The following is a 23,216-nucleotide window of genomic DNA, read 5'->3' as shown; positions in this document are numbered from 1 at the left end:
GCTCACCAAAATCATCATACCCATACTCCACCCTAACACCCAACCACTTCCCATCTGCTCACACGAAGCCTGTTGTCATACGCGACGCTCTGTTGTCGCCCGTTGCCATACGTCACCTGCTTCACCGCCCCAAAGGCTCGATACCTGATCCCCTGCGCATATACAGTCACCCCAGCATAACCGGCTCCGGTGATGGCCGTCACCTGGCCGGTCTGATCTCTGGTGTAGCCTACCACCACACCCCACGGATTCGTCACCTGCGTCAACTCCCCTGCTAAATCGTACTGGTACGTGAGCCTGTAAGATTGCCCTAACTCATTGAAATACCGCGTCTCCGCCACCAACCGCCCCAACACATCGTACTCGTAATCCACTCGCCCCATCCCGTCCTCCATCCACACCCGATTCCCTGCCTCGTCATATCAGAAAACATGCGTCAGCACTACCTATCACGCCACTCGATGACTAACCGCATCGATCATGTCGGTCTAAGTTTAAGCACTCGAACGCTTCCGGAAGAGTCGTGTAAAACCTGCCACGAAACTTCGTCAGCCAGACCTCAGATGTGCGGTCCACCGCACGACTGAGTTATCATCAGCTTGATTTAGTGCCGAAGCAGGTGATACATAGGATTCTAGAAAGTGTCTAGCTCTCGACTGCTATAGATCGATCATGGCGAGATGAGTTCAGCCGCAGCTTTTAACGCAAGATCGCAAAGGTGGCGGTCTCTAAATCAATGTCGAGAAAGCGCGAAGGCACTGGCCAACTTCCCAAGCTATTTGCTCTAGTGGTTCGGAGACGATGATACTCATGCGCCAAAGTAAAGTAAGACAAGAACACGAACAGGTGAAACGCCAACCATGCTGGTAAGCACTAACGACATGATTTTGGACGCTCGTCTGCAAGGGATCCTGGTTGAGTACCAGCTGCGCCTTGTCGAACTTCTCGGGGACAAACTAGATTCGATTGTCCTTTACGGCTCGCAGGCCCGTGGAGACGCGACGGAAGGATCTGATATCGACGTGTTGTGTGTGATGAAAGAGCCATTCGATTATGCAGAAATGCTCGATCTGACCTCTAAAGACTCCGCAGAACTTAGTCTAAAATATGATGTGGTGCTATCGACCACGTTTGTGACCCGGCGCGATTTCGAATCGCGCAACAATCCTTTCCTGATGAACGTCCGGCGCGAGGGGATAAGACTATGAGCCAAACAGAGATCCGCGCACTTCTGGAGAAAGCGAAAGCGAGCCTCGCCGCCGCTCAGACTCTTCTGCGGGAAGGATACGATGATTTCGCCGCTTCGCGAGGTTACTATGCAATGTTTTACGTCGCTGAAGCGCTCTTGCTCGCCTTGGGTCACTCGTACAGCAAACACGCGGCCGTCATCGCAGCATTCGGCAGGGAGTATGCTAAGACCGGAGTGCTCGATCCCAAGTTCCATCGCCTGTTGCTCGATGCCTATCGCATTCGAAATGTCGGTGATTACGAGATAGGAACACCTGTCCCCAAGGAAAAGGCGGAAGACATCTGCCACTGGGCTGCCGAATTCATCCAAGCTGCAGAAACCTACTTATCAAAGAAGAGCAGCAGCGAGTAGAATCTTCGCCCGCTTTATCAAGACTTGTCGTGATCAAGCAAAGTGATCGACTCATTGGTAAGACTCGTGACGCAACTGGTAAGACAAAACGGCGAGATCGCCAATCTACCGTCCGTGGCCAACCCCGACGATGCCCCGATGCTGGCTGAACGAGCCACCTACCCGGACGAGAACCGCCCTGGCTCAGACAGCTTGCAGCGCATACCAAGCGCGCCCTCGCTCTAACCCTCGCGACTCAGTCCCGAGGCGATTAAACCGTCTGAGTATCAAATGATTAGCTGTTGCACAACAACGCCTTTTCCTTAAACATAGCATCCAGTAATTGATGTGAGAATTTGTCCACTGATGCTTGTGGATATTGCCAAGATAGGTGATCTGGATAGAGCGATCGTCGCACCGATTGCGTCCGCGCAGATGAGCACTACGGCAGCATTGCGTGGCGCGAGTTCCAGCATCATCACTGTTGTCCAAAATCATATGTTGAATATCACTGAAGATCGTTTCCACCGGGTTGTCGTCCGAGCTGACTTTGGGCAAGCTGATCAAATGCGGCTTGCGTCCTCGCATCACGCGCCGGGTCTGACGTGACTTACAGTGACGGGCCTGATCTCGATTCAAGGCCATCTACACGCCTTGATTTTGATGCCGGCATCGTATCTGGCGCATGAACCGACAGACGAAGAGAGAACTCTTCCCTGGGAAGAAGGCCTAATGGGCTTCGTTGCTGCCGACATCATAGAACAGAAAGAGATAACACCAGCCTCTCGTCTTTTGGTGGCGTGCCAAGACTAACCGCTTAGCGGAGGTGAAGCGACGCCCCCATACGCTTTGACAGGGATCGATCGGACATCGAAGAACCACAGAACATCGTTCTTGGGCAGATGCCGCTGCACAGCCCGCAGATGGCTCAAGATCAACTGCCGCTGGGAATTTTGGCTGATGATCTTGCGTTGGACACGGTACAAGAAGCCACCCGCCTTTGAGCACTTGCGCCAAGTGCTCACGGCTGATCGTTTTGACCACGCGCTGTTTGATCAAATACGCGCTCAATTTGCTGAGTGACCGGCGCGCATACGGCAGCCCCGATTCACAAAGAGGCACTTCGGCCATGCGTTGCATCTCCGTCGCCTGCTTTGAGCTTCAGCCTCCTACAAAACTTACGTTAAGGCACAATGCGGAACAAACCTTCGTCAGCGACCGCCCATATGTGATTAGCATCGAAAAGGTAGATATCCTCAAACCTTATGTTTGCGTTGATCTTAACCCAAGTTGCTCCACCATCCCTTGTCTCATACAAAGCGCCATCAACATCTAACCCAAAGCCATGTTTCTGATTAATGAAGCGAATCTTCTGGAAGAAATTATCAGAAGAGTTAGGCCAAGTTCCTCCCAGATGTAGCAGGTCACACCATGTCTGCCCCCCATCTTCACTCTTAGCCATATATCCGCCTGTGTAACTTACCCAGCCTGTACCAGAACCGACAAAATATACATCCACTGGATGCTCCTCGAAGACAGTCATGAAGTTCTGATCGACACAATCATCCCTGAACTCAATAGGGTGCCAAGATCGACCACCATCTCTCGTGTAGAAGACGTCTAGATCGCCGAGCACAACGCCATGCCTTGCATCCAAGAAACTGAGACCTAAAAATATGTGCACATCACGAGTGCGAATTTGCTCATGCCAAGTCCTACCGCCATCATCCGTGTGAAAAACAACTCCTTCAAGTACAGCCTCTGTATCGTTCGGCAAAGTGCCTATTGCATAATTGGGATAGGGATGTTGCTCCAACTCTTTGCGCGTGATCGGGCGATAGATCCCACCAACAACCCACCCTACCTTGCCACCTGCCAAAAAGCTGAGATCTAGTAGCTGATCCTGAGGAAAATCAAAAGGCGTATGAAGTCGTCTCCAAGTACACCCGCCATCCTCAGTTTTGAGAAGCCAGCCTGATGTCCTGAGAAAACCGTTGCGGGAATCGACAAACTGAAAACCCATTATTGAGTTGAGAGAACGTTGGCTAATCGAGTAAACCAGCTTCCAGCTCATTCCCCCATCCGTCGTCCGCCACAGATTCTTGTTATCGGCAAGCCATCCCTCCTGCGTATCCGTGAATTGTATTAAGTGGCGACCATCACTGCGGGGTTGGGGGAGTCCGCTGACCTTTCGTATCCTTGACTGGAAGGATGTAGATATCGGTCTCGAAGTTGTTAGTGACAAACAGACTATTAGTATAACTAAAACAAAACAAGGTCCGGACCGACCGCCCCCCTTGTCAAATCTTCGTCCGCCCATGATTGCGCCTCCTAGATCAAAAGAAATGATCAAAAGAAATCCGTATATGCGGCGCGTATAGCATTGCCTTGCCTCCGAATGAATCTCTGAATAATCATTCTACCTCCTTTTCTGACTAGCCTCTCTTGCATTACTCCCCGCCAGTTAAAGATTGAATCGTTGACGACCCCATTTTGAAGCACTTCACTAACCGCCCTCACGGCAGTGCGGAGTCTCTCGCATTCAGCACTCCCATTAACGCCAAAGTTGCCAGAGTTGAGGATGTTCATCCCTCTGCTGTACCCGAGGAACTGCCCTCTGGCAGAAACGACATCTTGTAATGACTGCCCGCTCCTATTGGCCCGATTCACAATGACACTGGCCATCAGGACTGCCTCCGTATAAAGATTTTCTTCAGTGATGACTTCGCCAGTCGGTCGCCCGTAAGTGTCACCATCCCTGTACTGGCGCATGCCTATGTAACTTCGTGGGGTGGCCTCACCTAATATCGTACCAATGGCTGCACGGAGATTTGAATCATCAGGAATCCTAACATCACATGGCGTGGGATTTGATTGCTAACGGCTGCATCAACCGCTGGTTCATTTGCATCCCGAACATCCATAACTCCCACAACGCCTCCATCGCCTCGAAGTATTCCCTGTTTAGCGCAAACAACCCACTCGGATCGGTGAAGTTCACCGGATCGTTCTGCACATAAGTGCACCGGTCGAACGACTGCGGATCCGTCAGATCGTAACTCCCATCCCACGGATCCGGCTGATAGAACCGCGAATACCACCCGTGATACACCCTCCGCTGCGCCTGATCGCTCCAATTCCCATCCCGCTCATACTCCCCATACACATACGGATGATACCGTGGGTTCTCGCTCCTCTCTGTCTCCCCGCCCCACGGATCCAACTCCACCACCGCCACCACATTCCCCGCCTCGTCCGTCAACCGCTGGCACGTCCGCCTCGAACTTTTCCCTATAGAGATCCCCACAAAGGACATCTCCCTGGATCGTCAGCGGTCTATCACTCACGCCATGAATCACTCTATTCAATCACACTGATCTTCAATGGCGTACTCCGAATCGTACCTACCGCAGTCCTTACACCTGGCTCACAAGGTGATCCAACTACGTGCTCGTTCCTTATTTCCGCCATGATGCTGTATGTACCAGGACGAGGGATGCTCAAACAAGCATCACCCTAGGTAATGAACAAGTTGCGCTCAAACCTCTCGTAATTCAGTAGTCTAAAGTCAGATACTGGCCGGCTTTCTACTATCTTATTGGTGAGTTCTGAAGCTGCTTTTACAAAGGCATCGCGCTCGTCACAACCTATGAGTAGATTCAAAGAGCCGGTCACCAACCCATCTGGCTCAACTAGTTCATACATCTCAGCGCTGATCCCAAGTTGATATACAAAGTACTCTCCGACTCTCACTTCCTTGCCGTTGGCATCATAAGCCAATAACCTGACGACAACGGACGAAGGAATCATCAAGAAGATCGGATTCGAGTCCACATTCAAAATCGCTAAGTCAACGCTGATCATCTCACCAAAACGATAAGTCGTCTTGCGTGATGCCAGCTTGAACTTTGCGACGCGCTCGTAATCCACTGCAAGTTGCGCTCTGTCCTTGGCCTCTTTAACGTAACGCAGATCCTGCGCAAACGTGCAATCCCTAGCACGTTGCGACGCGCGACGTTGCGGCGAAGCGGATGGGGCTACGATTATCAGCAACAAAACGATGCTCAACAGATTCCTTCCAAAAGCCAGCATCACATCCCCCTACTCGACGATCTTCTCCGGTTTGAAACCGATGACTTCCACATGCCCGTCCTCCTCCCCGATTGAACTAACCCAAGCAACAAACGCCCACAGCGAATACCACCACCACGGATAACCCCCACCAAAGCCACTGCCGATACTGTCATTCCCACCACCTCCTCCAATCAAACTCAGCTCGGCGCCTGGTGACATTTCAGTGGTAGATATAGGCGGACATCTCAATCCTAGTCGCTCAACCAACTCTCCTGGTTGAAGGAGAAAGTCATTGTTGTTAGCATTACTAAACCATTGTCTGCCACCAAAGCCAAAGCGCATCAATCCTTGCTCTGCGTGCTCTCGCAGTTGCAAGTTGCTGTAGCGCACCTGCCCTCTGGCGTAGCGCTTATGCTATAAATTCAGTGCTCTGCGCGTGGCTAATGTCTGGCATCCAGCAAGGTTGGCCCCGTTTTCCCTCCGCCACTATGACACACTATGACAACCGTCTTCACTCTGATGATTCAAGGACATGTCACAAGCGGTGAGCCGTGATTTTGTGGCAGGGTAACCGCTTCTCCCACCTGCTGAAAAGCTCGACCTTGCCAACGATATCGCGTGCGAGTGAAGAACTTCGGACAACATAAACCTATCTGATCTTCTAGTGACTTCGCCTGCTTCCCGACCACTCTCCCTCTCCCATACAACTCCACAACAAGTTCGCCTCGATCAGCGTATACACACCGCAGTCCACCATCAGCGCGATCCCCAGTCGAAAACGCCCATAGAAGCTTGGGATTATCATCCTGCAACGTGTAGATGTACACGCAATGCGGTATTGCAGAACCTCCAGTTAAAACACTAAGAACGATTATGGCCTCTTCCTCCCCATCGCCTGTAACATCAGCGTAACTGATGTTTTGCAAGAAAATCCCCATCTCATTGACAAAACCTCTCTCGTCCCGAGTCTCAGGTCGCTCTCCATTCCGCAAAGTAAAAGTCTCGTTAGGCTTAGCAGGATCAACCAACTCCACCACCCAAGGATAGGTAAAATTACGAAAGTCAATAGCACGAATCGAACCCTTATGCGAAGGATTTTCCTTTTGTCGCACAAACGCCGAAGGGATTTGTGACGAGGATGCATTCGTGCCCCTCTCGACGACAGAACAGGCGGCCGTTATCAACAACAATCCGAACACTGACCATAACCTCGCGAAATTCTCTTGGTGCATGTGAACTTATCCCTTACTTGCCACCTCGCAAACATTTGAAGAAGTTATCAAAAGCAGGTGCTATCTTGTTGAAGAGATTTCGGCGGGCATTGAACTCAGCGCGACCTTTAGGCCCTTTCAAGAACCCACCTCGACCAGTGCGGTAATATCCAGCTGCATTAGCACGTCCCGCGCCTTCATAGCTCTTCAAGATGCGTGCTCCAGCGCGTAGATTCGCTGTCGGATCACCATCGAAGAACTGAGATCCGACTGTTAGTCCCGTCACCGACCCAAAGATGTTGTTCACTCCCAACCCGTTCAAAAGCGACGAGCCCGCCCATGTTCGATAATTAATCTGCATAGGCCCAACGTCCTGATTACCTGGGGTGTAATCGTTCGGATTGCTCATGGGAGCGAAGTCAAAGCTAGATTCTAGTAACCATGTCGCGGCCAAGAGTGTCGGATCAACACCCTCTAAACACGATGTGGCAAGGATAGCCGCTGTAGCTTGAGCTGACGGTAGCGGAACACCAGAAATGTGCTTGGCACATTCTTCATAGAGTGGCGGCGCTTTGAAGAAGTTAATCTCATCTGGTCTACCAGGAGTGCCGCCTCCGCCGCCGCCAATCTCACCACCACCGACCTCGATCACCATCAACTCGCACACCTCGCCCTTGTCGTACCAATCGCCACCTCCCTCCACGTGCTCCTTCCACACCCAGTTCGTCCGACAGTTGACCACCACCGCAACCCGCAATAACCCACTCGGATCGGTGAAGTTCACCGGATCGTTCTGCACATAAGTGTACCGGTTGAACGATTGCGGATCCGTCAGGTCATAACTCCCTTCCCATGGATCCGGCTCGTTGAACCGCGTCCACCACCCATGGTAGCTCCTCATCAGCGCCTGATCCACCCCGTCCCCATCCCGCTCGTAACTCGTGTACAGGTACGGTTGCTGCCTCTGGTTCACACTTCTGTCCGTCTCTCCGCCCCACGGATCCAACTCCACCACCGCCACCACATTCCCCGCTTCGTCCGTCAACCGCTCACCTCTTCACCACTGGATCTCGGTGCACCCACTTCACTCCCCCGGCTTGAATCGCCAGCAACTCCCCACCAGGCCAATAGACATACCCCCTGCTCCAACTCCAGCCATATCCCCAGTTCCTCACCTCAGCCACCACTTGCCCAGCCTGATCCCGACTGTAACCCACTACCACTCCCCACGGGTTAGTAATCGACGTCAATTCCCCTGCTAGATCGTAGCCGTACTGCAACGTGTAACTCCCGTTCAGCTCGCTGAAATACCGCGTCTCGGCCACCAACCGCCCCAGCACATCGTACTCGTAATCCACTCGCCCCATCCCGTCCTCCATCCACACCCGATTATCACACTCGTCATACCAGAAGCCGACGTTCCCCGCCGCCTCCACACCTGCAATCACACCACGGTTGATTGCGGTGATTATATGTCGCTCGCTTTACTTCTGCGACGCTTCTAGCTCGCGTCGCACGCATCCGCCTCGCTTGATCCCCTTCGCCACCATCGCTCATCGCCTTGCTATCAAGGTACGTTCGAAAGACATCTAAGGAAAGTTCGCGGTCGAACGCTGCTCGCCTTCTTGATAAACTCTCCTTTCGGAGATCTATAATGCTGATTCTTCAATTAATCGAAAGCGGCGAACAAATCGATCACTCGGACGTAACTGTCGCTTATCTTCTCTCTTGGAGATAGCCGCACATAATTCGATTTACCGAACTGGGCAATGGATCGAGATGTCCTTTGTCCCTTGTTGATGGCATAACGAACGGTAACGAGCGAATCGAGCGAAACGCGGCTGCCTGCGACCCAATATGTCCCATCGCGCTGTTCAATGTACTCTTTCATCATCGTCGCTCCCCTAACCTTGAAATATGCTTACTGGAATGGGCAGTCGGCAGAATCGATCGCGCAGAGCTTTCCCGTCTTGACGCTTGAGCACGTCTACGGTGCATTGACATTTTATTTGGCTCATCAAACCGAGATCGATGCTTACTTGGAACGACGCCGAGCTGAATACACAGCGAAGCGCCAAGCGGCTCGCGATGCAGATCCGATGTTCTATCAGCGTTTAGCCGAAGCGCGGCGGAAGCTTGAAACCAGCGTGCGATGAAAGTTCGCTATCAAGCCGATGCCGATCTGAACGAGATCATTGTCACGGCGACGGTGCGGCGCGCGCCACAGATTGACTCCCGGACGGCCAGTGCGGCAGGGCTTCGTGATCTAATCAATCTCGAAGGGCTGGAGATAGCGGCGCAAGCCGGGCGTCTGCTGGTCACACATGATCAGACAACGGATGCCGCAACAGTTTGCCGAGTTCATTGGCGGTCAGCAGAGAGCCGGTTTACTGGTAGTGCCGCAACATCTCACCGTACGCGAAGTATTCGACGAGTCGATTCTGATCTGGACGGTGACGGAAGCCGATCAAGTCCATATTTGTGTGTAACATCACTCTCCGGTAGAAAGAGCTACACCAAGCGCTTCATCGCGGACTGTTGGGTCTCACGCCAAACCCAATACTCTCGCATGTCCAGGTAGCGGTGGCCCGTCGTCCATTTCTCGTCCATTTCCATCAGCAGAGCCCCCAGCAGGCGCAACGCTGACTCCCGGTTGGGAAAAATCCGGATCACCCGCTCCCGCCGACGAATCTCCTCGTTCAAGCGCTCCGCGCCGTTCGTCGTCCGAAGCCGCCGCCGATTGGGAGCCTTGTCGGCCCAATCTTGAAGTACCTAGTTGAGCAACAGCCGAGCCGTTTCTAGATCCGGCGCGTCCAAAATGGCCCGCCCCCGCTGATACACCTCGGCCTGCAGGGATTTCGGCGCGCCATCCAGCAAGTTCCGCATAAAGTGCGTCTGAAACCGCTGTCACGTGCAACCCGAAAAATGAGCTAGAAGGGCCTTCACCAGGCCGCTGTGGCTGTCGGAGACCGCCACGTCCACTCCTGCCAGACCGCGTTCTTTGAGCCGCGAAAAGAACGCCTGCCAGCCAGTCGCGGACTCGCTATCCATCACGCCGAGAATTTCGCGGCGCCCTTTGTCGTTGATGCCGGTGGCAATCATGGCACTGTGAGAACGCGCCCGACCGTCTTCCCGGACCTTGAGGACCAGGGCATCTGCCAGAACAAAGGGATACCGATGCTCGCTCAAGGGACGCTCATTCCATGCCTGCACCACCGCATCCAGACGCTTGCACAGGGCCGAGACCGTGGACTTGGAGAACTCCGTGCCGCCGCAGTTCCTCAGTGATCTGGGCGATCTTGCGCGTGGAGTCCCCTTGGATGACCATCTCCATGAGTGCCAGCACCAAATCTTGTTCACTGGGCTGATAGCGCAGGAAGAGCTCAGTCGAAAACGATCCGCCGCGAATGCGGGGCACTCGGAGGGTCAAGCGCCCCACCCGAGTGGTGAGAGTATGCGGTTAGGCACCGCTTCGGTAACCCTGGCGTTGCTCCGTCCTCTCGTAAGGAGCCGCTTGAAGCTGCTCGGTGACCTGGACCGCTTCTAACAGCCGGGCTACTCCGCCGTCTCCCTGAAACAACCCGTGCAAGAGATCGTCGTTTAGGGGGATCTGGAATTGAGCCATCTCGGATCCTTACTGGTGAATGTGGTGTGGCTAATTCTCATTCTACCGAAAAGGGCCCGGGATGGCTCATTTTATTTTGCCTTTAAGTCCATCCCGTTTCTACACAATGATGAGGGGGTAAGGACTCAACTTTCGCTTACGCCTAAGATCCTTCAAATGTCCCCGCCCCGACCGCCCTGCTCTCCTCTTAGACTACCCTTCAGATAAGTGCCTATCGGGATTTGTAACCGCTGAATTAAGAACCGAGCAAAAATTCTTGCATGCAAAAATTTTTGCACCCCACCTCACTTATACACCTTCGCTTCACATAAACCACTGATGGAAAAGCATATATAGATAATCTAGCCCTAGGCAAAAAATTTGCACGCAAAATTTTTTGCCTCCCCTTATCTGGAGATCTGGAGCAAATGGCCACTCAAGACTAGTAGTGCAGGCCGGACGGTGCTCAGCGACTTCTCGCCTCATTTGAAAAAGTGGTCTCTCAAGAAACGCCTCCATGAATCTCTTTGAAAAACTTCTCTAAAAAGCTCCGTCGTAAAAGCTCTCTCCATCGTTTCTGAGTGGTTGCGTATCAAAATAATGCGGTTTCGATAACTTTGTTGTTTTGTTGATCTATTTATATCGCTTATGTATCGCGTGTTATGATCCTGACGATTCCATAAACGGCTTGTGAAACAATATTATAAAATAGCGCATCCCGGTGTTGTCACAAGATTCTGTATATCGGAAATTCAGATCAAAGAGTTAAATGCTGAAAATAAAAGACTTATAGGTGCAGATGGCGTTTTCAAGGGTCTTTTGTCATACAAATGCTGTAACTCCAATAGGTTCAATGGCTTCCGTGTAGTACGGCAAGTTCGAAAATGTAGTACATTTTGTAGTACGGATTGTAAGTCCTTTAGAGTCACTATTTAACGCGAAACAAATTTTTTTTTTGCGGATGAAACGGCGTCTGTAGTACGCTGTAAAAACGGTGGATAGAGGACTTACAGGTTTCACACGATCTGGTGTAGATTTTTGTAACACCAAAAAACTTTGTTTTCGTTATGGTTGTATTTTGATTTGACATACACTCTACACACAAGGATGGGGCGAGTTGGGAGTTTGGGGTGCGTTTGAGATCCCCTTTGTAAGGGGAGAAATAACAAAATTAATCCTCGCTAATCCAGACATCTTGTTCGCTTACCTCCACGGCGTTCAAGGCACACGGATCGACTTTGTCAGTTGCATTGGTTCCGCACTTTGCGGTTCGTTGACAGTTTGTTGAGTGTTGCTGGCAACGAGACCACGCATTGAGCGTGCACGTTTACGAATCTTCGTGACGGGGCGTATATCGAAGTCACGTTGTTGCCACAGTGCCACAATGCGCTGAACATACTGGATAGTCTCTTTGTAAGGTGGCAACGGCAAGACTTTCCCTTGCGGGTTGATCCACCGTTTGCGTGCGTTATAAAAGCGAGGGGGTTTGGGGGAGCTATAAAACCCATCCCTTCAGGGATGGGATACATGGACTCCCCCACGTCCGCCCCCGGCGGACATAACAGCGACCCGAAGACATGCGTCCGGACCTGGACGCGTTCGTGTCTTCGCTGGCGTGTGGCTGATGTGTTATACTGTGCTAGTGTCTACAGCCTACAAACACAAGAACACCTCCGTCTCGCTGCTTCGCTACCACTTCGTGTTCGTGCCAAAGCGCCGCCGCAAGATTCTGGTCGGGCCGTTGGCCGAGCGCTTGGAGGTTTTGCTCAGAGCGAAAGCCGCTGAGCTTGGGTGGGAAATCATTGCCCTGGAAATCATGCCCGACCACGTACATCTGTTCATCTCGGTAGACCCCAACGTTGCTCCCAATCAGATTGCCCACCGCCTGAAGGGCTACACCTCGCACGTGCTGCGTCGGGAGTTTCCCCACCTCATCCGACTGCCTGCGTTGTGGACGCGCTCGTACTTCGTGAGCACGGCGAGGATGGTGAGTAGCAAGACCATCGAGCAGTACATTGCTGCTCAGAAGACGAGGGACTGAATGGCCGTACACCGCAAAGTCTACCGCTTCCGCATGGAACCCACCCAAACCCAAGCTGAGGCGTTGTTGCGCATGGCGGGGGCTAGGCGGTTCGTGTGGAACTGGGGCCTTGCACGGCGTAAGGAAGCGTATGCAGCCACCGGGAAGGGGCTGACCTACAACCAACAGGCCACCGAACTCACCGCTTTGAAGAAGCAGCCGGAGATGGCCTGGCTCAGAGAAGCGGATAGCCAACTCTTGCAACAAGCCCTGAAAGACCTTGACCGAGCTTTCCGAGCCTTCTTCAGCAAGCGGGCCAGCTTTCCCCGCTTCAAGAGCAAGAAGCGGGATGAGCCTCGCTTTCGCATCCCCCAGCGGGTCAAAGTCGAAGACTCCAAAGTCTATGTTCCCAAGGTCGGTTGGGTCAGGCTTCGCCAGAGCCAGCCCGTTGATTGCCCCATCAAAGGGGCCACCTTCAAGCGAGACGGCGCGGGTCATTGGTACGTCAGCCTGACGGCTGAGTTCGAGATGCCTGACGTGCCGCTTCCCTCGGCCAACCCTGAGCGAGTGGTGGGGATTGACCTCGGGCTGAAGGATTTCGCGGTGCTTTCGGATGGTACGCGAATCGCCCCGCCCCGGTTCTACCGCAAGGGGCTTGCCAAACTACGCCGGGCACAGCGGGCGCTGTCGCGTAAACAGAAAGGAAGCAGGAACCGCGAGAAGGCCAGAAAGCGACTCAGCAAGTTACACGCTAGGGTCCGCCACCAGCGGCAGGACTGGCTGCACAAGCTGACCACCGGGCTCGTAACCCGCTACGACGGGCTGTGCATCGAGGACTTGAACTTGAAGGGGATGGCGAAAACCAAGCTTTCCCTCTCGGTTCTGGACGCGGCCTTGGGTGAGTTTAGGCGGCAGTTGACGTACAAAGCGGTCTGGTATGGAAAGCACCTTGTGGTGATTGACCGCTTCTTTCCCAGCAGCAAGCTCTGTCGAGAGGGCGGAGCCATCAACCAAAACCTTGCCCTCTCAGAGAGGGTTTGGACATGCGAGTGTGGGGCGGTGCATGACCGAGACCTGAACGCGGCCCAGAACATCCGGGCCGAAGGGATGCGACATATCCCCGTCGCCGTGGGGCACACGGAGACGCTAAACGCTTGGGAAGAGGGCGTAAGACCTGCACATGGCGGGCAGTCCTCGTTGAACCAAGAATCCCACCGGCTTTAGCCGTGGGAGTGTCAATGATTTCAGCCTTTTTCAGTTCTTTTCTTTCAGTTTGGCCAACCCTGAAAGAACTTAGTCAGCATAGAAGAGTAAAAGTTGTACAGGATTGTTTTGGTGAGTGAGGCACGCAACAGACGCGCACGAGCCTTTTGTTTGATTACAGTCAACAGGTTTTGGAGTACAAGCGCCGTCGTAAAGCGCTCGCAACTGAGAAAATCTTTGAGAACTAGAAAGTTAGCATAGTTCGACGGGATGATGGAACGGTTGCAACCAACAACGCAATTCAGACAGTATCGAACCGCTCGCAAGGAGCGCACCAAACTCTTGACCAGAAAGGTGGTTCTGGTTATGCTGTAACAAAGCCTGCTCAACGGCTTGGAAGTTGAGACATCGTCTCCGCCGTTAAATTCTGCGGTAACTGGGCCGTAACAAAGCCTGCTCAACGGCTTGGAAGTTGAGACGTTTGTAGACCGTGGTCGCCAACCCCAAGACCATGAAGTAACAAAGCCTGCTCAACGGCTTGGAAGTTGAGACGGCGTACAAGACGAGCCGCCCTTGCAGGCGGACGAACTGTAACAAAGCCTGCTCAACGGCTTGGAAGTTGAGACATCTACGATCGCGCTGGCGGCGCCAATGCGCTCGAGTAACAAAGCCTGCTCAACGGCTTGGAAGTTGAGACTTCTTCTCTTTTGGGGCGTACAAAGCAACTCCAAGGTAACAAAGCCTGCTCAACGGCTTGGAAGTTGAGACCGCGCTTGGCTGAACGGATCAGAACTAAACCGCGATCGTAACAAAGCCTGCTCAACGGCTTGGAAGTTGAGACAGCGGCATAACCTGCAAGCCGAAACTGGCGCGTTTGAGTAACAAAGCCTGCTCAACGGCTTGGAAGTTGAGACGTCGGTTCGGCGCTCGGTCTAACCGGCTTTTTCCTGGTAACAAAGCCTGCTCAACGGCTTGGAAGTTGAGACTGTGCCCACCGACTCATCATTGCCCAGATCCGGTATCGTAACAAAGCCTGCTCAACGGCTTGGAAGTTGAGACACTTGTGTTTGTGAATGAAGTCGAGAGAATCGAGGAGGTAACAAAGCCTGCTCAACGGCTTGGAAGTTGAGACTTGCACTCTCAATTGCAGCCGATACTGCGACATGTCTGGTAACAAAGCCTGCTCAACGGCTTGGAAGTTGAGACTCTCTTGCGCGCCGGTTTCGAGTGTCGGTGGGGGGTAACAAAGCCTGCTCAACGGCTTGGAAGTTGAGACCCGGCGCGGTCGGCGTATGAGATCACGCACTCTTCATGTAACAAAGCCTGCTCAACGGCTTGGAAGTTGAGACATTCGTGACCGGGTTTTGCCCAACGCCGCGCGCCTGGTAACAAAGCCTGCTCAACGGCTTGGAAGTTGAGACCCCGTCGTCGTTTCTTGGATCGCGGCGTTCTAGCGGTAACAAAGCCTGCTCAACGGCTTGGAAGTTGAGACGCCGTGTCCGATGTTGCTCAGTCCGCGCGTGCAATTGGTAACAAAGCCTGCTCAACGGCTTGGAAGTTGAGACCCGCGTGTGAGCGCATCGAGCGCGCGCCGTTCGACGTAACAAAGCCTGCTTAACGGCTTGGAAGTTGAGACCCCCACGCGGTGCATGCACTTTGTTCCGCGTGAGAGTAACAAAGCCTGCTCAACGGCTTGGAAGTTGAGACGAAGAGGATTTCGATCCTGAACGGATCGCCCGCGCATGTAACAAAGCCTGCTCAACGGCTTGGAAGTTGAGACAGTATTACCCGCACTTGCCGTCCACGGATGAACCCGCGTAACAAAGCCTGCTCAACGGCTTGGAAGTTGAGACATGACGTGCGCGACATAACACGAAAAGCAGATCGCGTAACAAAGCCTGCTCAACGGCTTGGAAGTTGAGACTCTCGCGATTAAATGAGCGTCAAGCGCTCGCGCTATTACGTAACAAAGCCTGCTCAACGGCTTGGAAGTTGAGACACGAGCGACCGGGTGCTCCAACGACTCTTCGATCACCACCGTTTTTGAAAGCATAGACATTTATCCACGACGTCAATCGAACGACTCTGCTGACGATTCGCGTTCGGGAATCTCACTCGAAACACCGATTTTTCATTTTGACCTTCTTCCTACGTGTTTACCTATAGGTCGTTTTGGTTTGTGGGTAGAAAGCAACCTTGCAGGGCGCGGAATCAGAGCGTGGAAGAGGAACGGATAAAGAGGGCGATATGTGGGAGAGATTGTTGATGCCAGACTTTACGTCCGATGGCGACGATACAAGCAGGTTGATCAGGTGGGTAGACAACAAAACAAGCTTCTCTGACGAAACCTGTTTGTGGGGCGATGCGTTGAAAAGCAGCGTGCCATCCGACGAGGCAGAGGCGTGAATTGGTTGGGAGGTTAGCGGCGGCGAGTTCAAGCAGAGCGGCAAGGCGTTTAAACTCGGAGACTGAAGTAGGATCAAGGCGCAGGAAATCGATCCAGAGAGGGGCGTTGAAGAGCAGTCCATCGATTTGATCAAGGGCGTTTTGATCAACGATGAGATCAATGGGATCGAAGCAGGTCCAAGAAGGATGTTGCATAGGAGATGCGGTTGGGTGGTTACGCCACGCCGCGGGGCTTTCAGTGCAGGCCAACGGATCGAGCCAGAAAGCATGAGCAAACCACGGAGAGAGGGCTTGGCGTAGGGACTCATCAGCGAGGGGGTTTGAGGAAAGGATTTCAATCTCTTGGAAGTGGTCGGTAGGCGAATAGCTTTTAGGGAAAGAGAGGACATTGTGTGGGACTGTATGTTTCAGGGTGGGCGGAGGAAGCGGTAAGGGGCGAGAGGCGAGTACCCTCAATTTGGAAGAAGCAGAGGGTGTGGGAGAAGACGGAAAAAGTCCGCGGCATTCCGCGGCTTTTTCGCTTTATCGTCGTGGGATGAGTGTGACCTTAGCTTGTGGGAGGTAGCGTGTCAACCAATTGAGCCACAGTGTGGGATCATCCACATCAACTATAACTGATTGTGGTGGGTAATTTTCCAAGAGTATTTGATGGAGTACATCTTCAGTGATGCCACTTGTCATTGAATTCGGCAAGTACGCTCGCGGACTGATAATCACAGCGGACTCTTTAGGGAAGAGGTCCGAACAGGTAACAGTGGTAGCGTTACGAGAGAGGCGTGCGACTTGTTTCCACGCAGCGTGCGAAGCAAGGGCCACACACCAAAAATGTGGTGCGGAAACTTGTGGGCGAACATATTTGTGGCGGTCGAGGATATAAAGGTCCATAGTTCCCACCGACGGACAACGTCAATGAAGCTTGTCTAGTTCCTTAAGATCGAGCACATCTCGATCTTTGACTTGATCGAGTTCGACCATCGAGATAGAATCTTCGACTTTTTCGAGGGAAGCTTCTGCTTGACGGTGCAGATCGATGGTTTGGCGGTAATGTTCAACGGCTTGTTTGGCCAACTCTTCAGGAAGTTGTTTGAACCACTCATCCACTTGGAGGGTGTATATGTTGCCGTGTCCGATGAGAGCGTCGTCAATGCCTTTGCCGTGATCCCAACCGAGGATGATGGGTTCAATGGCGGCGAGCGCCAGGGCGGCGATCAACCTTGCAATTGCCAAGGCGACCATTCTGTTTTCTTTGGCATCCATATCAAACGCGACGTAAACAGGGCCATTATGTTCGCGTTGAAATTGGACTGCGGCGGTGACCAATTCAGTGTGGGAAGCGCTGACACCACTATTGGCGACAGCGCGCAGTCTCCCTTGACTGATACAAGTAACGGTATCGGCTTTGAGGGCACCTTCGGTAAGCAACAGTGCTGTACCTTGTTGGGAGTCATATCCTAAGCGTTGTGCGAGGAAATGCGTCGAGTGAATAGGAGCACGACACACTCTTGCTCCTTCCGGATAATTCGGGCTTGACAACCAGAAGTAATGTGGGAGTTCGGGGTTTTGCAAGCGTTCATGTTTGTTAGTGCGTATTTGCATGGCGAGGACATCGCCCTCGATGTTTCGGAAGGGGACGAGCAGGCGTGCTCCTTTGTATTCTTGGAGAGGGCCGATGATCCACTTCCCACGGTGTTTATCGAACCAGAATCCGGGAATCCCGGCGACCATTCTAGAAGGGTCGCGTTGAGGGAAGATAGTCTGCAACCGTGCGCTTACTTGATCGACCAGATCGATCCGGCGATCGAGGGTACCGGGCAGCGCTCCGTACATATCGGAAACTTCGCCGAGGCGTCGTGCGTTCAATCCGTCGTCAGCGGCAATGAGTTCTGGAAAGTGTGTGGCTGGGCTAATACCGATCAATATATTGTAAGCAGCCGATATAATCGCAGGATCTATAGACGGGGCTTCATCTAGGAAGTCCTCTTCCTTTCTTTGTGAAGGTTGAGGGTAATTTTTTATCAACTTCATAGCGTGAAGCCACGTAGCTCCTTCGTGACTATAGACGCCGAGGCCGGTTGCGGTAATACGGATGCGGCGGGCATTACCGGCGAACTCTTCCGTTCGACGACAGCAATAACTCAGGCTCTCATCTTCCGTATAGAAGCACCCGGTAGGTGAGTTGCAGATAAGGCACCGCCGCAGTTTATTGACGCGGTAGAATACTTTGCCACCTTTGACAAATTTCGAGCGACGCATAACAACACCTCAATTCACCAAATCAAGCGGCGTTGGAAGCCCCGGCGTTGACGCCTGGGGAGGAGACGACGCTTGGTATTTTTCTGTATTCGTATCCGTCCGCTCGCTGAAGCAAGCGGCAGCGCTTCCACGAAATCCCATCAGCTTTCTCCACACGGAACGATCCCAAAGCACGTACCGCGACAAAGCCAACATGAGTTCCGGCCCACTTGCCATGCGGCACTTCTGCCTGTACTAGGTCGCCCGTGCGAAATCCGTGCACAGTTTTGTGACGCATTCGGTACCCTCGTGAAAAACCGTGCGCGTCAACGTTGGTTCGACACCGCTGCCCACGGCCCAGCGCCTTGATTTCAAGGACCTGGACATTCCAGCCGGACACACCAGCCATGCCGCCCACGCACAGCGCGTCCAGAGCGTGCGCCTTTGGAATACCAAATTGTACCCGATTGTACTTGGTGCGCCCGCCAGTCCACGCGCGAACCGCGAGTTCCATTTCCCTCAGACCGTCCAGAATCGCGTAGCGCGTCGTGTTGACGGCAGCGGCATCCTTCAGCGGCGGCTTCGCCTTGGCTTGCACTTCCGCGTGACCAAACTCCTCGGCGGTTCTGCTCCCCTTGGCTTGGTTGCAAGGGCGACAAGCCAATGAGAGATTGCTCACCCGGTCGCTCCCGCCCCGCGACTTCGGAACGATATGCTCGATTTCCAGCGGTACTTTCTCCGCGCCACAGTACGCACAACGCCGTCCCCATTTCTCCAGCAAATGTCCTCTCACCTCGTAGCCGAAAAGTTCGCCGCGCTGATACTCCACACCGGAGATTTCAGGGTTCTGGATCTTTTGCGTGTCGAACCGGACGGTTTCGACATCGACGAAGACGATGGGAGCCAAGCGGCGATACCGCTCCACCCACGCGAGGACGTTCTCAACCCTGCTCCTGAGCGACGGCGCAAGCAAGCCCTGCGAGCGAGTGCGGTTATTGAACCTCGGCGGACGATACCTGAGATTGGCGCTTCTCCTGCGGCGGCGCGAGGCCGCGCGTTTTTGCATCCGCTCATGAACCATCTCGCCACGATGGGCGATTTGTGAGAGGTGCAGAGCGTGGTCAACGGGACCGTTTACCGTCTCTTCCCGGCGCACGAGCGCCGCTCCTGTGACCTTGCTGCCCGGGTCGGACTTCACCCCGACGGGCTGCAACACGCTCTGCTCGAGCAGTCGGTCTTTTAGCCTAATCGTGAACGGCTGAAGGCGGTGAACGACGGCCCGCTCGCGCTTGAGCAACAACCGCGCGCGCTTCTCCGAGCATGGCATGAGCGGCCTCTTCTTCTTGTCCAGCACGAAAACCATCTTTCTTTCTCCCTTTTTATCCCCCTTACGGGGTTGGTGACGGGTTCGGGCGGACTCTCCCGAACCGCTCTCCTCGCCCAAGTTGCCGACCGGCAGTCTGTTCCGGTCCGTTTCGCGCACACCCCGAAGCTTGTCTGCAACCGGAACTTCCAGGGTCCGGGGCTGGAGAAGCACTCCGGAGTGGGTCTCGAACCTGTTGGTAACGTAGCGGCTTCATCGCCTTGTCCTTCGGCTCTACCGCTCGGGCTGGTCATAGACGGGCTTGCTGGTTACCCCCAGCAAGCCCCCCGACTTTAGGGAAAAGGGGGGAGCGCGAGGGGGCTGTAATCCCCCTCAATTCATTGAGGGGATGCACGGACCCCCTCGCGTTTGTGGTATCATTATGAAGACATTGGCTGTGGGGCGTTCCACCTGTTGGTCGGTTCTACTATGTCGGAACCGTCGGACACGTAAGCGTGGAGAACCCCAAACGCCACATTGAGGAACAGAAGACGGATGCCAATACTGACGATCAAGGCGCAGATCCACACTGATGTCGAGACCGAACGTATCCTGCGGGACGCCATGTTCTGCGCCACTAAGGTCTACAACGGGCTGATGTGGCATCTGCGCCACCAACAGGAGGAGACCGGTCGGATCGATGTACGTCGGTCAAACCTCAACCGCATCCTGAGCACTCTCCCCAGAGCGAGGGGCTACTACTCCATGTCCGTGCAACTTACCCGCGACGAGGTGCGCCAAGCGTGGCGCTCGTTCTTCGCCCTCCGACGCAACGGACGGACTGATCGCAGCGCACCCGGATTCCGACCCAAGTCCATGCTATCCCCGATCAAGTACGTCCAGAGCGGGTTCAGGGTCAAGGGCGACCGCCTGACGCTCTCCCTGGGCATGGGTCGGGAGGACGGCGTCCGCTCCGTCACGGTTCGTCTGAGTCACCGCCCCGGCGTGGAATACGAGCGGGTGCGCGAGGTCTCCATTACCTACGACACGCTGACCGGGCGCTTGGAAGCCCGTCTGGTGGTGGAGGTCAGAGCCCGTGAGAACCATGGCACGAGCCGCTTAACAGTGGATCTGGGGGAGACGGTGCTCCTCGCGGCGGCTTTCGAAGACGGCACGGCCCTCTTGTACTCTGGGCGACTTATCAAGGCAATCCGTCGATATTGGCAGAAAGTGCGGTCCTATGTGCGACCGCCGTCTAGAGAGCGCCCGCATAAGTCTCGACGGTTTCTTCAGATCGCCCATCAGGAGCGCAGGCAGTTGGAGCACCTGCTGCACATCGTCACCTCGCACTTCATCCGCGAGTGCGTCCGGCGCGGCGTCGGTGAGATCGCCATCGGCGACCTCGTCGGCATCCGCCACGGGATGGACTATGGCGCTCGGATGAACCAGCGGCTCCACGCCTGGCCGTACCGGAAGATCATCAACATGATCCGGTACAAGGCTGCTCTCGTAGGAATCGCCGTGCGGGACGATGTGAACGAGCGCGGGACATCCTGTACCTGCCATGCGTGTGGCCGGACCCGTAGAGCCAGTCGTGTGCATCGCGGCCTGTACCGTTGCCCCTGCGAGTGGACGGCGCAGGCGGACGTGAACGGTGCCCTGAACATCTACCAGCGGGCATTCCATGTATCTCCCGTCAAGGGGAGTAGTGGTCGTGTGGCGCGGCCCGTGGTCTTGTCATTCCTGCCGGGGTGGCATACGGTCCACGAACCAAAGCGCAGGCCAATCCTGCGCCCATCCACTTGAGGATGCCCCCGAATTCATTCGGGGGAGGACGTCACTCGTGGGGTCTATGACAACCAACGGCAAAGTAACGAAACGCCAGAAGAGAAGGTGCTTTCTGGGGTTAAAAATTCCCAGAAAGCACCTTGCACAAGAGTTGGATCTGTCAATTGACGGAGTCTTCAAACGACAGCGAAGGCCAATGATGGTTCTGGATAGGCACCTCTTTCTTGATCGCTACCGTAACATTGCGTCCACCGGCGGCATCAAGCAACCGCAACCGCAGGTCATTAGGAGCGATCTCCTTGACGCGTGCATGACGCGCGTGACGAAGGACCTTGCGCGCCTGTGGATTGATATCGATTTGATGGCGGAGGATCGCCACCAAGGCAGTATCGTTGATTACCGACGTTTCAAGCGTTTCAAGACGTTCCGCGGGAGTCGATTGATAGATAAGTTCAATCGTCGGTGCGGAAGTCGTTTGAGGCCAGTAGAGAGCGAAAAATTCGCGGGTTTGCGGATCAAACCGCAGTGTATGGCGGTTGTAGACCAAGCGTTCCGCGAGCAGATAGTCTGCGGCCAGAGCTGGGGGACGGGTTCCGTTATTGTAAAGCAGTTCCAACAACGAGTATCGGACCGCGACGATGTCTGGTGCGAAAATCCACAAATTTTTCGTGAATGATTCGAGCCAATACGGATCGATGAACCGCTCGCTTCGACCGATGAACTCGGCGACGAAGCGTTCGGTCCAGTTCGCCGCTGGACCCCGCGAATAAAGCCAAATCAAACGATGAAAATCAATCAACGGTTCGTGCATCTTCCTCTTCCTTTGTCTCTTTCAACGATGAACTTAATAGTTCGAGCTTTTTCTCTTCCTTTCTTCCTGTTACTTCTCTGGCTACGGTTCTGTTCAATCTCTCGGTCTTCTGTTTCGTTACTTCTCTTTTGTTCCTTCTCGCGCCTCCTTTCTCTTTCTTTCTCTCTTTTTCTCTTTTGTTCCTTCTCGCGTCTCCTTTCTCTTTTTCTTTCTCTCTTTTCTTTTTTTCGTCGAGGTCTTTTTTTTACCCACGCGGATGCGCGTGCGTTTAACCTCTCCACAAAAATTTTACCCCAAAAAGAGTTTGGGTGAAACGGGATCTTGCGCAGAATTAGACTTCTTGAGGTTACAAGAGCAGTCAACTACTCCACGGCTTACTGCCGTGGGCAAGCCCCGCACCCGGCTTGCCGCTTCGGGGCCGATTGACGGCCGCCCCACCGCCCGGACCAAAAAGGTCCGCCCAGTCAAGGTTCGTTGCGAAAGAGCGATCGCCGTTTCTCCTCGGTTTCCAAGAAGTGCCTGACGCTCAAGTGCTAAAAGACGCCGCAGGAAATATCAAGCGGAAAGGAAAACAGCGCTCCTCCTCATGCCTGAAGGCGGGGGCAGGAAGCGCCGCGCGCGGGTTCGGTGGAAGATAGAGGAACTAGCAGATTCAAAGACCAATTATGTGCCAATCTCGCCAACGGCTTGCTGGCAGCCGTTAACGATGGAGCTTCATCGCCGCTGGCCGCCTCTTTTCAATCAGGCGCACAACTAGCCCTCGAACTAGATTTTACACCCTCTGCCGTGCGCACCGTCCGCTTGGTGATGAGAACCTCCAGCGGTGCCGTGACTCTGGCAACCCTCCAAGCTCCGCAATTGGCTGGGCAAAACGCACGCCCTGTGGTGCAAATCCAATCCTCTGCCCAAAACAACATCCAACTGGATACGTTATTTTGAACGGATGTATGGGGATAGGACACAACAAAATCTCTGATGGTCGGGC

Annotated in this window: 19 protein-coding genes, 1 pseudogene and 1 CRISPR repeat array; of the genes and pseudogenes, 6 read left to right on the top strand and 14 right to left on the bottom strand. The window is 53.9% G+C overall.

Translation table 11 applies throughout. The annotated features are described in order from the left end of the window. Positions 1-32 precede the first annotated feature (32 nt). Entirely contained in the window at positions 33-383 is a 351-nt protein-coding gene (locus PYK22_RS07145; RefSeq protein WP_157770732.1) for an RHS repeat protein, read from the bottom strand. Positions 384-860: 477 nt separating this feature from the next. Between PYK22_RS07145 and PYK22_RS07140 the strand changes: the two genes are divergently transcribed. Both PYK22_RS07140 and PYK22_RS07135 read left to right on the top strand, forming a co-directional pair. After that, positions 861-1,208, top strand: a complete 348-nt coding sequence (locus PYK22_RS07140; protein WP_083437676.1) for a nucleotidyltransferase domain-containing protein — start codon at positions 861-863, stop codon at positions 1,206-1,208. After that, entirely contained in the window at positions 1,205-1,600 is a 396-nt protein-coding gene (locus tag PYK22_RS07135; RefSeq protein WP_041975455.1) for a HEPN domain-containing protein, read from the top strand. Before PYK22_RS07140 ends, PYK22_RS07135 begins: the two co-directional genes overlap by 4 nt. 1,162 nt (positions 1,601-2,762) lie before the next feature. Here PYK22_RS07135 and PYK22_RS07115 read toward each other — a convergent pair. The 7 genes from PYK22_RS07115 to PYK22_RS17730 all read right to left on the bottom strand — a co-directional run bounded on the left by PYK22_RS07115 (position 2,763) and on the right by PYK22_RS17730 (position 8,755). Continuing rightward, positions 2,763-3,653, bottom strand: coding sequence for a WD40/YVTN/BNR-like repeat-containing protein (locus PYK22_RS07115; protein WP_157770731.1), 891 nt, complete (start codon positions 3,651-3,653; stop codon positions 2,763-2,765). A 780-nt stretch (positions 3,654-4,433) separates the two neighbouring features. Next, entirely contained in the window at positions 4,434-4,895 is a 462-nt protein-coding gene (locus PYK22_RS07105) for an RHS repeat domain-containing protein (protein WP_041975444.1), read from the bottom strand. Between the two features lie 200 nt (positions 4,896-5,095). Then, positions 5,096-5,647: a hypothetical protein gene (locus tag PYK22_RS07100; RefSeq protein WP_157770730.1), complete on the bottom strand. Its 552-nt coding sequence runs from the start codon at positions 5,645-5,647 to the stop codon at positions 5,096-5,098. 33 nt (positions 5,648-5,680) lie between these two features. Further along, complete coding sequence (locus tag PYK22_RS17535; protein WP_157770729.1) at positions 5,681-6,043, bottom strand: hypothetical protein; 363 nt, start codon at positions 6,041-6,043, stop codon at positions 5,681-5,683. A gap of 855 nt (positions 6,044-6,898) precedes the next feature. Beyond that, positions 6,899-7,909, bottom strand: a complete 1,011-nt coding sequence (locus PYK22_RS07085) for an RHS repeat-associated core domain-containing protein (protein WP_041975435.1) — start codon at positions 7,907-7,909, stop codon at positions 6,899-6,901. Between the two features lie 4 nt (positions 7,910-7,913). Continuing rightward, positions 7,914-8,231 carry an RHS repeat domain-containing protein gene (locus PYK22_RS07080; RefSeq protein WP_157770728.1) on the bottom strand — a complete coding sequence of 106 codons (318 nt, stop codon included), beginning with the start codon at positions 8,229-8,231 and terminating at the stop codon, positions 7,914-7,916. A 302-nt stretch (positions 8,232-8,533) separates the two neighbouring features. Continuing rightward, the gene (locus PYK22_RS17730; protein ID WP_041975432.1) at positions 8,534-8,755 is read right to left on the bottom strand and encodes a hypothetical protein; all 222 of its coding nucleotides are present in this window, start codon (positions 8,753-8,755) and stop codon (positions 8,534-8,536) included. Here PYK22_RS17730 and PYK22_RS07070 point away from each other — a divergent pair. Beyond that, complete coding sequence (locus tag PYK22_RS07070) at positions 8,742-9,020, top strand: hypothetical protein (protein ID WP_041975430.1); 279 nt, start codon at positions 8,742-8,744, stop codon at positions 9,018-9,020. The two genes, PYK22_RS17730 and PYK22_RS07070, sit on opposite strands and share 14 nt — an antisense overlap. A 355-nt stretch (positions 9,021-9,375) precedes the next feature. On the opposite strand, the pseudogene PYK22_RS07065 reads toward PYK22_RS07070, so the two are convergent. Next, positions 9,376-10,489 (bottom strand): annotated as a pseudogene (locus tag PYK22_RS07065) (IS256 family transposase). 1,603 nt (positions 10,490-12,092) lie between these two features. Between PYK22_RS07065 and tnpA the strand changes: the two are divergent. Together tnpA and PYK22_RS07055 are read left to right on the top strand one after the other, a co-directional pair. After that, positions 12,093-12,509, top strand: coding sequence for an IS200/IS605 family transposase (gene tnpA, locus PYK22_RS07060; RefSeq protein ID WP_456238929.1), 417 nt, complete (start codon positions 12,093-12,095; stop codon positions 12,507-12,509). Continuing rightward, a complete protein-coding gene (locus tag PYK22_RS07055; protein WP_041975428.1) occupies positions 12,510-13,712 on the top strand; it encodes an RNA-guided endonuclease InsQ/TnpB family protein in 1,203 nt (400 codons plus the stop codon). It begins immediately after the preceding gene. A gap of 350 nt (positions 13,713-14,062) precedes the next feature. After that, positions 14,063-15,690: direct repeats of the CRISPR family, unit length 36 nt; unit sequence GTAACAAAGCCTGCTCAACGGCTTGGAAGTTGAGAC. 212 nt (positions 15,691-15,902) lie between these two features. Here the strand turns inward: PYK22_RS07055 and PYK22_RS07050 are convergent. The 3 genes from PYK22_RS07050 to iscB all read right to left on the bottom strand — a co-directional run bounded on the left by PYK22_RS07050 (position 15,903) and on the right by iscB (position 19,692). Further along, on the bottom strand, positions 15,903-16,292 hold the full coding sequence (locus tag PYK22_RS07050; protein ID WP_041975427.1) for a hypothetical protein: 390 nt from the start codon (positions 16,290-16,292) through the stop codon (positions 15,903-15,905). Positions 16,293-17,003: 711 nt separating this feature from the next. Next, positions 17,004-18,350, bottom strand: coding sequence for a DUF3854 domain-containing protein (locus PYK22_RS17210; protein ID WP_083437675.1), 1,347 nt, complete (start codon positions 18,348-18,350; stop codon positions 17,004-17,006). A 22-nt stretch (positions 18,351-18,372) separates the two neighbouring features. Next, complete coding sequence (gene iscB, locus PYK22_RS07035) at positions 18,373-19,692, bottom strand: RNA-guided endonuclease IscB (protein WP_041975724.1); 1,320 nt, start codon at positions 19,690-19,692, stop codon at positions 18,373-18,375. A gap of 495 nt (positions 19,693-20,187) precedes the next feature. Here iscB and PYK22_RS17840 point away from each other — a divergent pair, with 495 nt between their 5' ends. Beyond that, positions 20,188-21,438, top strand: coding sequence for an RNA-guided endonuclease InsQ/TnpB family protein (locus tag PYK22_RS17840; protein ID WP_041975419.1), 1,251 nt, complete (start codon positions 20,188-20,190; stop codon positions 21,436-21,438). Between the two features lie 142 nt (positions 21,439-21,580). Here the strand turns inward: PYK22_RS17840 and PYK22_RS07025 are convergent, their stop codons facing one another. Continuing rightward, complete coding sequence (locus PYK22_RS07025) at positions 21,581-22,231, bottom strand: hypothetical protein (RefSeq protein ID WP_041975417.1); 651 nt, start codon at positions 22,229-22,231, stop codon at positions 21,581-21,583. Further along, positions 22,216-22,512, bottom strand: a complete 297-nt coding sequence (locus tag PYK22_RS17530) for a hypothetical protein (protein ID WP_041975415.1) — start codon at positions 22,510-22,512, stop codon at positions 22,216-22,218. Before PYK22_RS17530 ends, PYK22_RS07025 begins: the two co-directional genes overlap by 16 nt. Positions 22,513-23,216: the final 704 nt, after the last annotated feature.

It is taken from the genome of Pyrinomonas methylaliphatogenes, assembly GCF_000820845.2.
Lineage (GTDB): Bacteria > Acidobacteriota > Blastocatellia > Pyrinomonadales > Pyrinomonadaceae > Pyrinomonas > Pyrinomonas methylaliphatogenes.
Note: the sequence above shows the minus strand (reverse complement) of the source record. Positions and strands in the feature narration are given on the sequence as shown.